Origin of the sequence: Mesorhizobium sp. M7A.F.Ca.US.014.04.1.1, from assembly GCF_003998745.1 — a bacterium.
Lineage (GTDB): Bacteria > Pseudomonadota > Alphaproteobacteria > Rhizobiales > Rhizobiaceae > Mesorhizobium > Mesorhizobium ciceri.
On record NZ_RZRW01000076.1, the window covers coordinates 1 to 15,311 of the forward strand.

8 protein-coding genes and 1 pseudogene are annotated in these 15,311 nt (G+C 64.0%); 5 read left to right on the forward strand and 4 right to left on the reverse strand.

What is annotated here, in order from left to right:
* Positions 1-803 (reverse strand): molecular chaperone DnaJ (locus EOA22_RS07890; protein WP_164755310.1); only part of this gene is annotated, 803 nt, incomplete at its 3' end.
* A gap of 212 nt (positions 804-1,015) precedes the next feature.
* On the reverse strand, positions 1,016-2,932 hold the full coding sequence (gene dnaK / locus EOA22_RS07895) for a molecular chaperone DnaK (RefSeq protein WP_024502156.1): 1,917 nt from the start codon (positions 2,930-2,932) through the stop codon (positions 1,016-1,018).
* A gap of 213 nt (positions 2,933-3,145) precedes the next feature.
* Here dnaK and EOA22_RS07900 point away from each other — a divergent pair, with 213 nt between their 5' ends.
* The 5 genes and pseudogenes from EOA22_RS07900 to EOA22_RS07920 all read left to right on the forward strand — a co-directional run bounded on the left by EOA22_RS07900 (position 3,146) and on the right by EOA22_RS07920 (position 12,978).
* On the forward strand, positions 3,146-5,389 hold the full coding sequence (locus EOA22_RS07900) for a hypothetical protein (protein WP_063169677.1): 2,244 nt from the start codon (positions 3,146-3,148) through the stop codon (positions 5,387-5,389).
* A 10-nt stretch (positions 5,390-5,399) separates the two neighbouring features.
* Positions 5,400-9,243: pseudogene (locus EOA22_RS07905) on the forward strand (hypothetical protein).
* Between the two features lie 222 nt (positions 9,244-9,465).
* Positions 9,466-10,143 carry a ribulose-phosphate 3-epimerase gene (rpe, locus tag EOA22_RS07910; protein WP_063169678.1) on the forward strand — a complete coding sequence of 226 codons (678 nt, stop codon included), beginning with the start codon at positions 9,466-9,468 and terminating at the stop codon, positions 10,141-10,143.
* Between the two features lie 402 nt (positions 10,144-10,545).
* Positions 10,546-11,286 carry a GntR family transcriptional regulator gene (locus tag EOA22_RS07915; protein WP_024502152.1) on the forward strand — a complete coding sequence of 247 codons (741 nt, stop codon included), beginning with the start codon at positions 10,546-10,548 and terminating at the stop codon, positions 11,284-11,286.
* Positions 11,287-11,463: 177 nt separating this feature from the next.
* Positions 11,464-12,978 carry a malonyl-CoA synthase gene (locus EOA22_RS07920; RefSeq protein ID WP_063169679.1) on the forward strand — a complete coding sequence of 505 codons (1,515 nt, stop codon included), beginning with the start codon at positions 11,464-11,466 and terminating at the stop codon, positions 12,976-12,978.
* A 27-nt stretch (positions 12,979-13,005) separates the two neighbouring features.
* On the opposite strand, the gene EOA22_RS07925 is transcribed toward EOA22_RS07920, so the two are convergent.
* Together EOA22_RS07925 and EOA22_RS07930 are read right to left on the reverse strand one after the other, a co-directional pair.
* Positions 13,006-15,045 (reverse strand): ABC transporter ATP-binding protein/permease, encoded by a 2,040-nt coding sequence (locus EOA22_RS07925; protein ID WP_063169680.1) that lies wholly within the window; start codon positions 15,043-15,045, stop codon positions 13,006-13,008.
* A gap of 51 nt (positions 15,046-15,096) precedes the next feature.
* Positions 15,097-15,311: amidohydrolase family protein (locus EOA22_RS07930; RefSeq protein ID WP_164755312.1), on the reverse strand; the 215-nt coding region annotated here is incomplete at its 5' end.

Below are 15,311 nucleotides of genomic sequence, written 5' to 3' on the forward strand. Positions count from 1 at the left end.
TTGCAATAGAGATCGGCGCCGTCGCGCTGGAAGAACTCGTGCGGTTTGACCGCCAGGAAAATATAGAGGTCGCCCGAGGGCCCGCCGCGCAGGCCGGCTTCGCCCTCATTGGCAAGGCGGATGCGGGTGCCGTCCTCGATGCCGGCCGGGATGTTGACCGACAGCGAACGCTCCTCGGTGACGCGGCCCTGGCCGGCGCATTTCGGGCACGGATCCTTGATCGTCTGGCCGCGCCCCTGGCATTGCGGGCAGGTCCGCTCGATCGAGAAGAAACCTTGCGTGGCGCGCACCTTGCCGTGGCCGTTGCACATCGAGCAGGTGACGGGCTGGGTGCCGGGCTTGGCGCCGCTGCCCGAACATTCAGAGCACGAGATCGACGCCGGCACCCGGATCTGTGCGGTCTTGCCGGCAAAAGCCTCTTCCAGGGTGATTTCCATGTTGTAGCGCAGGTCGGCGCCGCGCTCGCGGCCGCCCGACGAGCGGCGCTGGCGCCCGCCCATCATGTCGCCGAAAATGTCCTCGAAAATGTCGGCGAAGCCGCCGGCGCCAAAGCCCTGGGCCCCGCCATTCATGCCGCCCTGTTCGAAGGCGGCGTGGCCGAAGCGGTCATAGGCCGCGCGCTTCTGCGGGTCTTTCAGCGTCTCGTAGGCTTCGTTGATTTCCTTGAACTTGTGCTCGCAGGAATGGTCGCCGGGGTTGCGATCGGGATGGAACTGCATGGCGAGCTTGCGGAAAGCGCTCTTGAGCTCCTTCTCATCGGCGCCTTTTTGCACGCCCAGCGTCTCGTAGAAATCAGCTTTCATTTTTTCCCGCTGTCCGGATGCTCAACGTCTTGAAGCATTGTTGCGTCTCTTGCCGGCACTGACGCTTCGATTTAGGTGCGATGGAAGGGGGATGCCAGTGTCGACGCGGCTTTGCCTGCATTTTTTCAGCAAGGCCCGCTGTTTTTCTGCAAGGGGTTGCAAAAAAGCCCGGCCTTCGCCGGGCTTTTCGCTTTATCTTGCCGTCAAACGGTTCAGGCCGACTTCTTCTTGTCGTCGTCCTCGTCGATTTCCTCGAAATCGGCGTCGACAACGTCACTGTCCTTGGCGGCGTCCGCCTTGGCGTCGGCTTCCGCCGCTTCCTTCTGCGAAGCCTCGTACATGGCCTGGCCAAGCTTCATAGAAGCCTCGGCCAGCGCCTGGCTCTTGGCTTCGATGTCGGCCGCGTCGTCGCCTTCGGTCGCGGTCTTCAGCGCCGCGATCGCGTCGGAGATCGCCGTGCGCTCGCCTTCCGAAACCTTGTCGCCATATTCCTTCAGCGACTTCTCCGAGGAATGCAGCAGCGCTTCGGCCTGGTTGCGGGCCTCGACCAGCGCACGCCGCTTCTTGTCGGTCTCGGCATTGGCCTCGGCGTCCTTGACCATCTTCTCGATGTCGGCGTCCGAAAGACCACCCGATGCCTGGATGCGGATCTGGTGCTCCTTGCCGGTGCCCTTGTCCTTGGCCGAAACGTTGACGATGCCGTTGGCGTCGATGTCGAAGGTGACCTCGATCTGCGGTACGCCGCGCGGCGCCGGCGGAATGCCGACCAGGTCGAACTGGCCGAGCGCCTTGTTGTCGGCGGCCATTTCGCGCTCACCCTGGAAGACCCGGATGGTCACTGCCGACTGTGAGTCCTCGGCCGTCGAGAACACCTGGCTCTTCTTGGTCGGGATCGTCGTGTTGCGTTCGATCAGGCGGGTGAACACGCCACCCAGCGTCTCGATGCCGAGCGACAGCGGCGTCACGTCGAGCAACAGCACGTCCTTGACGTCGCCCTGCAGCACGCCGGCCTGGATGGCGGCGCCGAGAGCGACGACCTCATCCGGATTGACGCCCTTGTGCGGCTCCTTGCCGAAGAACTGCTTCACGATTTCCTGGATCTTGGGCATGCGGGTCATGCCGCCGACCAGAACGACTTCGTCGATCTCGCCCGCCTTCAGGCCGGCATCCTTCAACGCCGCCTTGCAAGGGGCAATCGTGCGCTGGACGAGGTCGTCGACCAGCTGCTCGAACTTGGCGCGCGTCAGCTTCAGCGTCAGGTGCTTCGGCCCGGTCGCGTCGGCGGTGATGAAGGGCAGGTTGATTTCGGTCTGGGTGGTCGACGACAGCTCGATCTTGGCCTTTTCAGCCGCCTCCTTGAGGCGCTGCAGGGCAAGCTTATCGTTCTTCAGGTCGATGCCCTGTTCCTTCTTGAACTCGGCCGCCAGGTATTCGACCAGGCGCATGTCGAAATCCTCGCCGCCGAGGAAGGTGTCGCCATTGGTCGACTTGACCTCGAACACGCCATCGCCGATTTCGAGCACCGAAATGTCGAACGTGCCGCCGCCAAGGTCATAGACGGCAATGGTCTTGCCTTCCTTCTTGTCGAGGCCATAGGCAAGCGCTGCCGCGGTCGGCTCGTTGATGATGCGCAGCACTTCAAGGCCGGCGATCTTGCCGGCATCCTTGGTCGCCTGGCGCTGGGCGTCGTTGAAATAGGCCGGAACGGTGATGACCGCCTTCTCGACCTTTTCGCCGAGATAGGCTTCCGCCGTCTCCTTCATCTTCTGCAGGATCATGGCCGAAATCTGCGAGGGCGACTGCTTCCTGCCGCCGGCTTCGACCCAGGCATCGCCATTGTCGCCCTTGACGATCTTGTAGGGGACAAGCTTCTTGTCCTTCTCCGTCACCGGATCGTCATAGCGGCGGCCGATCAGGCGCTTGACCGCGAAGATGGTGTTTTCAGGATTGGTGACCGCCTGGCGCTTGGCCGGCTGGCCGACCAGACGTTCGTCGTCGCCCGAGATGGCGACGATGGAAGGCGTCGTGCGCGCGCCTTCCGCATTCTCGATTACCTTGGGCTCCTTGCCATCCATGATGGCGATGCAGGAGTTGGTGGTGCCGAGATCGATACCGATTACTTTTGCCATTTCTCTAGTCTCTCCGCTAAGCAGGCTCTCAGGACCCGTACAGGCGTTCCGACGAAAGCCCCTGTTCACAAGAAATCCCGTTCCGGCAACCGGCATTCCGGCGCCGAACGGCTTGGCGCGTATATAAGAACAGGCGGCATCGCGCGCAAGCATTCTGCGCAGGCCTTCCATGAACCTTTCCATCTCCGCCCGCGACTGATCTCTAGGTGCCGCATGGTGCGGCCCGGAAAGGAAGCCCCCATGACCAATAACCCAGAGGCTCTGCGGTCTCCGGGAACAACAGGAGCTCGGCGCGACCACCGCCTTCGGGACGGGGTCGATGCGCTGGGCTTTCCGCTGATTCCGTTGACCCTGCGTAAGACCAGGCGTATCGTCGTCTTGAGGAAAGCAGACAATTCGATCAGGGAAGAACGAGCCGGACCGCCGCGCCTTGCCCTGATTTGCGCGGCCAGCCCCGACGTTCTCCCGTCGACTACGGGGGGTAGTGTCATGTCTCGCATCCGCGGCTCGTTCGTGTCGTCTCTTGATGGCGGCTTGCGCCGTGCTGTGCATCCAGGCGGGTTGCTGGCGCTGGCACTCGGCCTGTGGCTGGGCGCCGCGCAGGCGCAGGAAACCCGGATCATCTATCCCGGCTCGATGGCGGTGACCGGATTCTCCGGCACCATCATTCCCAATTTCGACCCCCCTGATTCCGAAAAAGAGGGCCTGCCGCCCGGCGTCGATCCGGTCGACGAAACCTTCATCGACCCCACGCGCGCCACCTTGCGCGTGTTCGACGTTTCGCATCTGGGCGGCCCAGCCTCCGGCCAGCTGGTCAACACGCCGCCGCCCTTCGAGGTGACGGCGGAGCAGATCGGCCAGGTGTTCGGCGTCACCTATGATGACGGCGTGCGCGACGGCGTTCCATCGGGCATTCCCAATCTCTATGCCGGCGCCACCTCGCTGCACGGCATCCGTATCGTCACCCCGGATGCCGACGATGACGGCCGCCCCGAGAGGCAGCGCCGCGGCGCTGCCGGCGCCACCTTCATGGATGGCCAGTTCGGCACCGAAAACGGTGGCGGGCCGGGCACCGTCTGGAAGATCGACGGCATCACCGGCCAGGTCTCCAAATTCGCCGACATCGACACCAACAGCGGTCCCGGCATCGGCAATCTCACTTTCGACGCCACTCACCGCGAGTTCTTTGCGTCCGATCTCGACACCGGCCTGATCCATCGCATCGACGCCGAAGGCAGACTGATCGACAGCTTCGATCACGGCGTTGCCGGCCGGCCCACGCATGGGCTCGCTCCCGTCGCCGACGATGGTTCGGTGATGGACATACAAGGTGCCGCCTTCGATAGCGAAGACCCCGACAGCTGGGGCTACACGCAGGACGAGCGCCGCGTCTGGGGTGTCTCCTACCATGGCGGCCGGCTCTACTATTCGGTCGGCGAAAAGTCGGAAATCTGGTCGGTGGGCATCGCCCGCGACGGCAGTTTTGCCGGTGACCCGCGCTGGGAACTGACGGTCAGGGCCGACAAGGACTACGCCGTCACCGACATCGCCTTCGACAACAGCGGCTTCATGTACCTGGCCCAGCGCGGTCCGGTCGAAAACCGTTACGATTACGGCCAGTTCGCCGATTCCGGTAAAGGCGAGGTCATCCGCTACTTCCGGGAGAACCCGGACGATCCGGAAACGGAATCGGTCTGGGTCGAAGTGCCGCAGGAATATGCGGTCGGCTTCCCCCAAGGCAACCGGCAGTCGGCCGGCGGTCTTGATCTGCAATATGGCTATGATGCCGACGGCAATCTCGACAGCTCCGTCTGCACGCAGACGCTGGTCAACACGGGCGACAAGCTGCGCGACAATCCTTCACTCGCCGAACAGCTCGCAGCCGGCGGGCCGCTGGCCGTACACGGTGTGCAGATCACGCCGAAAGAGCTGGTCAAGCCGGCCAATGTGCCGCCCTTCGGCTCATGGTTCGTCGACTTCGACGGTTATTTCGAAGACCCGGAGGTCGAGGGCCATGTCGGCGATGTTGCCGTCTGGCACCCTTGCGAGGGCCGCGCCGGCTATTACGAGGAAATCCCGGGCGGCTACCTGCCCCCCTTCTACCCGCCGGATTTCCCACCACCCGGCAACCTGCCTCCATGTCTCGACGTCGACGACGTCCAGTATTACTGCACGCCTTCCGGCCTCGAGGCCGATCTCTATCTCCATGACCATGCCGGCTTCGGCGGCGATTCGATCAAGGTCCAGTCCAGGACGCCAGGCGTCGGGGTGACATCATCCCAGTCGCATGCGCCCGGCAAGCCCTACACGATCGACATCACCGGCCACTATCCGGGCGACACAGTCGATGTCGGGCTCTGCTTCTACAGGAAGTCCGACAAGGACAAGGGTGGCTATTACCCTTGCTGCAAGATGACTTTGCCGCTCAGAACCCCAGCCGCCAGCTGCGAACGTTGAGGAGGGGAAGATGAAAAATCTCGCACTCTCCCCGCTCGCAACGAACGCCCAAACAACCGTCATGGAGACGATCATGAAACCCCTGTCATACGCCAGGCGCGGCGCGCGCTGGCTGATGGCGGCCGGTATCGCGGTCGCCACGTTCACCCCGGTGCAAGGCTTTGCAGAAGACGCTGCCTCGATCACCCCGGAGCTGAAGCTCGATCTCGACAGTTCGCGCGTCGTCACTCCGAGGCCTGACCAGGTGGTGCCTTTCTTCACCAAGACAGGCGTTCAAAGAGGCTGCGATTACGTCGTCTACTCGCTGAGCTTCGGCTTGCGCGGCGATCCGCAGGGCCTTGCCGACCCGAGCCTCGAGGCCAGGCTGAAGAAGGTCAGGATCGACTTCAAGGACCAGCTTCCGCACGGCCTTGCGATCATCAACGTCAACGTGTCCGGCGACGGCACGGATTCGTCCGGCGGACCACTGCCGGGTGCAACGATCAGCACTTCGGCAAATCCGAACGATACTGCCACGGTTTCCGATTTCCGCATCTCCACGTCCGATGTCGACGGCGTCGGCGCTGCCAACGAGCGTGTGATCAACTTCGCGATCACGGCCAAGATCGATCGTGCGGCATTTCCCGCGCCGACGATCGTCGACAACCAGGGCATGATCAAGGTGACGGCCGGACCGGGCACCGGGACCATCATCCCATCGCAGGATCCGAGCAAGCCCGACGACGGTGACTTCAAGACCGGCGTGAAGACCTCGATCAAGATCGACGTCACCAAGTGCAATCCGCCACCGCCACCTCCCGGCAAGGAATGCTTCAAGGTGGAACGCGGTACGGTCGACTGCGTGCCCGGCGGCGGCGCCTTCATCTATCACATGCCGGTCGGCCCGGAGATGGGCGGCAAGTGGGTGCAGGTGTCGACGAGCACGCCCGGCATCAACATCATCCCCGATACCCAATTGGTGCCGGCGGGCGGCGGTGTGCTCAACTGGAAGATCGTCGGTGCCTCGCCCGGCGACGTCATCCACCTCATCGTCACCGGCATCGAAACCTATGCCGGTCCGAAGGAAGGCTGGGGCCTGTGCTGCACGCAGACGATCGACATCGTCATCCCGCGTGACCAGAGGTGCCCGCCCAGGGACAAGGAGCCGGACCTCAAGGTCGAGAAACGCGCCGACGTGACGCGTTGCACGATGGGCGGCGGCTGCGACTTCACCATCAGGGTCACCAATGTCGGCACCGGAGCCTACCACGGCAAGATCGTGCTCGACGAGGTGACGCTGCCGGCCGGCTCGACGCTCGATTCAGGGCCAAATCCACCTTGGGTCTGCGTACCCGGAACCACCCCGATGACCTGCACCTATCCGGTGACCACGCTCAATCCGGGGGCCTCCGTCGACCTCAAGCTCGGCTTCAAGCCGGCCGGAGGCTGGCAAGGCGGTGCTTTACGCAACTGCGCCACCTACAATTATGGCGCCAGCGGCAAGCCGCTGTTCGGCAGCCAGTCGAACGATCGCGGCTGTGCCTCGATCCCGATCTGCCGGCGCGGCGACCGTGACCGCGACTGCCGGCCGCCGGTGGAGAAGAAGGTCGACCTGATCCTGAAGAAGCGTGCCCGCGTCCCGGTCTGCTCGGCCGACGGCATCTGCACCTTCGTGATCGACATCATCAACAACGGCAGCGCCACCTACAATGGACCGCTGACGGTCATCGACAATTATCCCGGCGGCGCGCCGTCGTCCTCGACCTTCGGCCCGAACCCGCCCTGGACATGCGGACCGAACGGCCCCGGCCAGTTCCGTTGCGACAATGCCGGCATCTCGCTGCCTGCGGGCGCCTCGACGCCGATCTTCGTGAAGGCGGTCATGCCGGCCGGCTACCAGTCGGACACTGTCGAGAATTGCGCTGAGGTGAAGCCCATCCCCGGGGAAAACGACCTCACCAACAACAAGGCCTGCGCCAAGGAACGCTTCCGTCATCCCAATGGCGGCAAGCCGACCCTGCGCATCACCAAGGTGTGCAACGGCTCGCTCGCCGGTGCCGCGGTCGTCTCTTGCCGCATCACCGTCACCAGCCTTGGCACCGCTGCCCCCACCGGTCCGGTGCGGGTCAACGATGCCGCCACGCTGGTGGCCGGCGGCGCGCCCGTCCAGATCCAGACCGTCACCCCCGACGGCGCGGAATGGGCGTGCGGACCGGTTCCGGCCAATGCGCTGTCGTGCCAGATTCCCGGTGCCGTCATGACACCTGGAACCAGCCGCCACTTCGACGTGACGGTCTCGGCGAATGGCGCGTTCGAAAACTGCGCGCGCGGCTCCTATGGGCCTGCGCCGGGCGACGACGTCGTCTATCCCTTTGGCCAGGCCTGCGCCAAGGGCGGCGGTTCTTCGACCATCCGTGTCGAAAAGACCGGCGACCGCGAATGCAGGCTCGGCCAACCCTGCTCGTTCGAGATCACCATCATCAATGACGGAGCGACCGCCTTCTCCGGGCCGGTCCGCATCGGCGATGCGATCGGCGTGGAGGGGCTCGGCAGGCTGGAAGGCGTTGAGATCACCTCGATCGATCCGCCCTTCGGCTGCTCGCCGGAACCGGCAACCTTGCCTGCGTCCTGCATTGCCAACCTGACGCTCGGCGCCGGCGAAAGCCGGGTACACCATGTCACCGTGGTCATTCCCGACGACGGCCGCCTGGCCAATCTGCAGGGCAATGTCAGCGGCCAGAATTGCGTCGGCGTGCTGTCTCCCGACACACGGGTGCAGGGCGGTGGCGACGTGCTTGGCGGCGATCAGACCAATGTGCAGGGCGATCGCGGCAAGGCCTATGCCTGCCATCCCTTCACCATTAGCCAGGAGACGAGGAAGGAATGCTCGCAAGGCTTCGTCATGAACGATGCCGGCCGCTGCGTTTGCCCCGAAGGCACCACCTACCGCAACGGCCAGTGCTCGCCGGGCGGTGGTATCGTGCCGAAGCCGGAACAGCCGAAACGCTGTGTGCTGCTCGAGGGCCAGATCCGCACCGAGGACGGACGCTGCGTCTGCCCACGCGGAACCGGGCTCGAGAACGGCAGGTGCGTCAGGACCGACAAGCCCGAGCAGTGCACTATCCGTGGCCAGGTCCACAATGCGGATGGCGATTGTGTTTGCCCCAGGGGAACCGAGATCAGGGGCAATGCCTGCCGCCCGATCCAGCCAAAGCCGGAGCAGTGCACGATCCGTGGCCAGGTCCACGATGCCGATGGAGACTGTGTCTGCCCGCGAGGGACCGAGGTGCGCAATGGCGCCTGCCGTCCGATCCGGCCGAAGCCTGAGCAGTGCATCATCCGTGGCCAGGTCCACGACGCGGACGGAGACTGCGTCTGCCCGCAAGGCAACGAGGTCAGAAACGGCGCCTGCCGCCCGATCCGGCCAAGGCCTGACCAGTGCACCATCCGTGGCCAGGTCCACGACGCCGACGGCAATTGTGTCTGCCCGAGGGGTACCGAGGTGCGGGGCAATGCCTGCCGGCGCAAGCAGCCGACGCAGGAGCAGTGCGACGTACGCGGCCAGGTCCACAACAAGCGCGGCGAATGTGTCTGCCCGCGCGGCACCGAGGTGATCAACGGCGCATGCCGCAGGCAGGAGGTGGAATGCGCACCGGGCTCGCAGATGATCGATGGCCAGTGCCAGCCGATCATCAGGAGGCGCTGCCCGGAAGGCACGATCGGGCGCTACCCGAACTGCCGGGCGGTCCGCGGACAACCGTCGCTGGAGCTGAACCCCGGCCTGCTGCTGCAGCAGGTGCTGCAGGCGCAGGCCGCAGGTCGAACAGCGGCAGGACCAGGTTCCAGACAGAATCCTGAAGCTCCAGCAGCAATAACCACCTGCTCGACACGAGACCAGAAACCCCGCCGGAGCAATCCGGCGGGTTTTTCTTCGCGGCTGTGGGGACAAGCGGGAATTGGCCGCAGCATGATCGCGGATAACGGCACGCGTCCCAGCCTGCGCATCGACCGCGCCTGCACCCTCGACAAGTCGGCTGCGGCGCATTAGGCAGTCGATAGGGTGGCCAACGAGAAGGACACTCGGAAAGGCCGCATCCATGAGCAGAAAGACCCTGATTGCACCATCGGTGCTGGCATCGGATTTTTCCAAACTCGGCGATGAGGTCGAAGCGGTAGCGGCAGCCGGCGCCGACTGGATACATCTCGATGTTATGGACGGGCATTTCGTGCCCAACATCACCTTTGGCCCGCCAGTGATCAAGGCGATCCGCAACCGCACCAAGGCCTTCTTCGACTGCCATCTGATGATTGCCCCGGCCGACCCCTATCTGGCCGCTTTCGCCGAGGCCGGCTGCGACGGTTTGACCGTCCATGCCGAGGCCGGCCCGCATCTTGACCGCTCGCTGCAGACCATCAGGAATCTTGGCAAGAAGGCCGGTGTGTCGCTCAATCCGGCGACGCCGGAAAGCGTGGTCGAATACGTGCTCGACCGGCTCGACCTGATCCTGATCATGACCGTCAATCCGGGCTTCGGCGGCCAGGCCTTCATCCCAGCGATCGTCGACAAGGTGAAGCGGGTCAAGGCCCTCATCGGAGGCCGGCCAATCCGAATCGAGATCGACGGCGGTGTTTCAGCCGAAACCGCGCCGCTGGTCACCGCTGCCGGCGCCGACGTGCTGGTGGCGGGCGCCGCCATCTTCAAAGGCGGCAGCGTCGAGGCTTATCGGCAGAACATCCAGGCGATCAGGACGGCAGCCGATAAGGCAGCCGATTGACCAGCAGTGTTCCCGCGTCAGCCCTGCATGCCGGCTAAGGTTCTGGTGCCGGGCGGGTTTGTGAAGCTTTTGGGGCAACGGCATCGGATGTGAGCGATTGCCTGATTCGGTTTTCAGCTCCGTCGTCTATGCCCAAAGCAGACAGTTGATCTCGCACGAATACAAAAGAACAAAAAGAACAGGTTCTCCTGCGTGCATACAAAACATGTTAAGTGCCCGCAGGTTGTGAAAAAGCGCGGAATTACAGCATTGAACTCCGAAATGCCGCATATTCCTTTGTGCTAAAGTACAATAACGTGATCTTCTGCTTGAGCAGGCGAATCTTCGCCCTGTATGGTACAAGTACGAGAAGGCGAATGCTTTCGGATCGCCCGGGACAAGTCCTGGGGACAAGGAGTCGCTTTGACATACGGAGCTGCCAATCTGAACGACGACGCTGCCGGACCGAAGAGCACGCTTGCCACTACGGTCTATCAGCAATTGCGGGACGATCTTCTCGGCGGTGTCCTTGAAGCCGAGAGCAAGCTGCGGGTCGAGTGGGTGGTCTCCAAATATGGAGCCGGCGCCTCGCCTGTCCGCGAAGCCCTCAATCGCCTCGCCTCGGAAGGGCTTCTCGGCCGGCACGACCAGCGCGGCTTCTTCATCATGCCGGTCAGCGCCTCGGAACTCGAGGAGCTGACGCGCACCCGCTGCTGGCTCGAGGAGCGAGCGCTTCGCGAATCCATCACCCACCGCACCGCCGAATGGGAAGAACAGCTCGTGCTGGCGCTGCATCGCCTGGGACGCGCGTCACGTCTGGCACCGCAGAATCTCTTCTCGCTCAATCCCGATTGGGAGAGGCTGCATCGCATCTTCCACAGGGTGCTGATTTCGGCCTGCCGGTCGCAATGGCTGGTGGGCTTTTGCGACCAGCTCTCCGATCACGCCTATCGCTACCGGCAAATGGCCAATGATGGCGAAGGCGTCCAGCGCGACGATTTCGGCGAGCATCGTCTGATCGCCGAATGTGCCCTCGACGGCAATGCCGACGGTGCCGTCGAGGCCCTGCTCAACCACTACCGGTTGACTGCGGCCATGTGCATGAAGCGCTTCGAGCAGGACGAGGAAACGAAAGAAATCGCCGGCAAACGCGCTCGGCGATAGCAGTCGTTTCCTGGCGGGTCTCTTGTGCTCGTTTCTTGCACGCAACCTGCGTCGGCGCGGCCGGCGTGAACCGCTGTCGGCGGGCTTGACGGCGCGGCCAAGAACCGCGAACTCTCGCCGCCGAGGCATGCCGCGACAGGCGCATGCTCAGCGCCGCAGCACCCCAGGGAAGTCTTCATGAGCAATCATCTGTTCGATGCGTTCCGGTCCCGGATGCCGGCGCCAGCGCGCTTGCTGATGGAAACCGATGATGGCCGCTCGATCACCTATGGCGATATGCTGGCCCGCTCGGCGCAGCTTGCGCATGCGCTCCTGCAACTGGATGTCGAGCCCGGTGACCGCGTTGCCGTGCAGGTCGAGAAGAGCCCGGAAGCGGTCATGCTCTATCTCGCCTGCCTGCGCGCCGGCGCCGTCTTCCTGCCGCTCAACACCGCCTACACGCTGGCTGAGCTGGAGTATTTCTTCGGCGACGCGGAACCACGCCTGGTCGTCTGCGATCCGGCAAGAGCGGCCGACATCGGCGCGCTGGCGGAAAAGACGGGCGCCGTCACCGTCACGCTCGGCCGCGATGGCCGGGGATCGCTGACCGAGCAGGCCTCGCGGCTGCCGACGGATTTTCATGACGTGGCGCGCGGGCCGGATGACCTCGCGGCAATCCTCTACACGTCGGGAACCACCGGTCGTTCGAAAGGCGCCATGCTCAGCCACGAGAACCTTGCTTCGAACGCGCGCGTGCTGGTCGAGCACTGGCGTTTCACCGGAGACGACGTGCTGATCCACGCATTGCCGATCTTCCACACGCACGGCCTGTTCGTCGCCACCAACGTCGTCCTGATGGCCGGCGCCTCGATGCTGTTCGAGCAGAAGTTCGATCCGGCCCGCATCGTCTCGCTGCTGCCGCGTGCCACGGCCTTGATGGGGGTGCCGACCTTCTACGTGCGCCTGCTGCAGGATGAGGGGCTGGACCATGAGGCGGCGAAAAACATCCGTGTGTTCATTTCCGGGTCGGCTCCGCTGCTGGCCGAGACGCACAAGGCCTGGCGCGAGCGCACCGGCCACGCGATCCTCGAACGCTACGGCATGACCGAGACCAACATGAACACCTCGAACCCCTATGAGGGCGAGCGGCGCGCCGGGACCGTCGGTTTGCCCTTGCCCGGCGTCACGCTTCGCATCGCCGATCCAGACAGTGGCGCAGCGCTTGCGCAGGGCGAGGTCGGCATGATCGAGGTGAAGGGCCCAAACGTCTTCGGCGGCTATTGGCGCATGCCGGAGAAGACCAAGGCGGAATTCCGCGCCGGCGGTTTTTTCATCACCGGCGATCTCGGCACGATCGACGCCGACGGTTACGTCCACATCGTCGGCCGCGGCAAGGACCTGATCATATCGGGCGGCTACAATATCTATCCGAAGGAACTCGAAAGCGAGATCGATGCGCTCGACGGGGTTAGCGAAAGCGCCGTCATCGGCGTTGCCCATCCGGATTTCGGCGAAGGCGTCACCGCCATCGTCGTGCGGGCGCCGTCTTCGCGGATCACCGGCGCCGAAATTCTCGGTGCCATCGCCGGACGGGTGGCGAAATACAAGCATCCGAAGCGGGTGATCTTCGTCGATGAACTGCCGCGCAACACCATGGGCAAGGTACAGAAGAACCTGCTGCGCGACACCTACAAGGACATATACGCATCATAGTTGCGCGGTGCCCGGGGCAGCGGCGCCTTACTCCTTGCGCGCCCTTTCGACCCGACTGCCGGAGCCCCACAAGGCGCGCTTCAGCAGGTTGCGCTTGCGCGGCACGAGGTTGATGTCGCTGACAAGCTTGGCGCCGCCCTCCCGCCGTTCGAGGGTGATCTTGCGGCTGTGGAAGGCTTCCAGCTCGGCACGGTGCGCCACGCTGATGATGGTGACATCGGGCAATTCGCGGATCACCGTCGCCATCATGGCGTCCTGGCTCTTCTCGTCGAGCGCCGAGGTTGCTTCATCCAGCACGACGATATCGGGGCGGTGCAGCAGCAGGCGCGCGAAAGCGAGACGCTGCTTTTCGCCGCCCGACAGCGTCTGGTCCCATGGCGCTTCTTCCTTGATCCTTTCGGCAAGATAGGCCAAGCCGACCTTGTCCAGGGCGGCCTTGATCTGTTTGATCGTCCACTTGTCCGCGGCCGCGGGATAGGCGACCGCGCGGCGAAGCGTGCCCGAGGGGATGTAGGGGCGTTGCGGCAGCATGAACAGTCGCCTGTCGGCATGAAAATTGACGCTGCCGCCGCCCCATGGCCACAGGCCGGCAACGGCCCGCACCAGCGTCGACTTGCCCGAGCCGGATTCGCCAGCCACCAGCACACGCTCGCCCGGTTCGATCGCAACCTCGGTTTCCTTGACCACGGAGGTGCCGTCGTCGAGCGTGACGGAGAGATCGTCGAGGCTGAGCATCGCACCGTCTTCGGTTTCGCCGTGCTGGATGCGTCCGAGCGCGTCGCTCTGCTCCGCACGCTCGAGCCCGTCGAGCGACATCATCAGCGAGGCGATGCGTCGCGCCGAGGCGTTCCAGTCGGCAAGACGCGGGTAGTTGTCGACCAGCCATCCGAACGCGCCCTGCACGATGGCGAAGGCGGAGGCAGCCTGCATCACCTGTCCGAGCGACATCGAGCCTTCGAGGAATTTCGGCGCGCAAAGCAGGACCGGCACGACCGGCGCAAACAGGCTCGACCCCTGCGACACCAGCGCCGTGCGCATGTGCTGGCCCGTCAGCAGCGCCCATTGCCTGAGCACATGACCGAAATTCCTGTCGATGCCGCTGCGCTCCTCCTCCTCGCCGCCGAGCAATGCGATGCTCTCGCCGTTTTCGCGTACCCGCGTCAGCGTGTAGCGGAATTCGGCTTCCGCCTGGTTCTTCTGCTCGGAGAGGCGGACGAAATGCCGGCCGATGACCACCATCGACGTGGAGGTGATGGCGGCATAGATGACTGCGGTGATGACGAGGAAGCCGGGAATGGTCAGGTTTTCGCCACCGATCGGCAAAGTGAGCGCGCCGCCGATCGTCCACAGCACCACGATGAAGGTCGAGGCCGACAGGAACGCATTGAGGACGCCGGAGATGAAATCGACCGGTGACTCGGTGGCGATCCGCAGATCCTCCGTGAGGCGGGCTTCGGGGTTCGAGTGGTCGCCGGCGACGAGATTCAACTGGTAGTAGCGGCCATTGGCAAGCCAGCGTGCGATGACGGCGGTGGTCAGCCAGGAACGCCAGCGGCGCTGGATCGTCATGCGCAGATAGACCTGCGCGACCACAAGGCCCGCGCTTCCAGCGACGAGCGGCAGGAATATGGCGCTAAGCACATAAACGGTGTGGACGTTGCGTTGCTCGATGGCGTCGAAGAAGGAGCGGTTCCAGACGTTGATCCCGTATTGAAAGCCGACATTGACGCAGATCAGGATCAACAGCCCGATCGTGAGCGGCCAGGCAAGCCCATCGCCCCGCCTGGCCCAGTAGCCGCGCCCGCTGATCCAGAAACGCCGCAGCAGGTATTTCCGGCGCGCCTGCTCGGCTTCTTCGGGCGTCAGTTGCGGATCCGGCTCGACAGCCTCCGGTGGCGGTCCCGGCTGGCCGTCGACCTCGGGGGCAGCTTCGGCAGTCGGCGGTTTTTTTTCGCGCAGATCCTCTTGGCGCGGCCTGTGGTCACGCGGCGCTTGCTGTCGCGGCTTCAAGGCACCGCGCGGTTTGATGCCGTCGGCCTGTTTCAATTTGGGTTTCGCCTCGGACATACGCTCCGACAACGACCTCAAAATCAAAAGGTTTCACGACGACAGCCGATATCAATGCGCAGTGCCGTAGCCGGCTCCAAAAACCTTTTCGCCGCCGATCCAGACGCCCTTCGGGTCGAGATCGTCCGACAGCGCGACAATATCCGCAGCCGTGCCGTTGGCGAATCGGCCAAGCCGGTGCGACTGGCCGATTGCTTGCGCCGGATAGAGCGAAGCCATGCGCAAGGCCTCGGAAAGCTCGACCCCGATGACGCGGTGGGTGAAAC

Coding starts and splice junctions, on each gene's coding strand:
- EOA22_RS07900 (WP_063169677.1), top strand. CDS start 3,146: ATGGTGCGGCCCGGAAAGGAAGCCCCCATGACCAATAACCCAGAGGCT.
- rpe (WP_063169678.1), top strand. CDS start 9,466: ATGAGCAGAAAGACCCTGATTGCACCATCGGTGCTGGCATCGGATTTT.
- EOA22_RS07925 (WP_063169680.1), bottom strand. CDS start 15,045: ATGTCCGAGGCGAAACCCAAATTGAAACAGGCCGACGGCATCAAACCG.
- dnaK (WP_024502156.1), bottom strand. CDS start 2,932: ATGGCAAAAGTAATCGGTATCGATCTCGGCACCACCAACTCCTGCATC.
- EOA22_RS07920 (WP_063169679.1), top strand. CDS start 11,464: ATGAGCAATCATCTGTTCGATGCGTTCCGGTCCCGGATGCCGGCGCCA.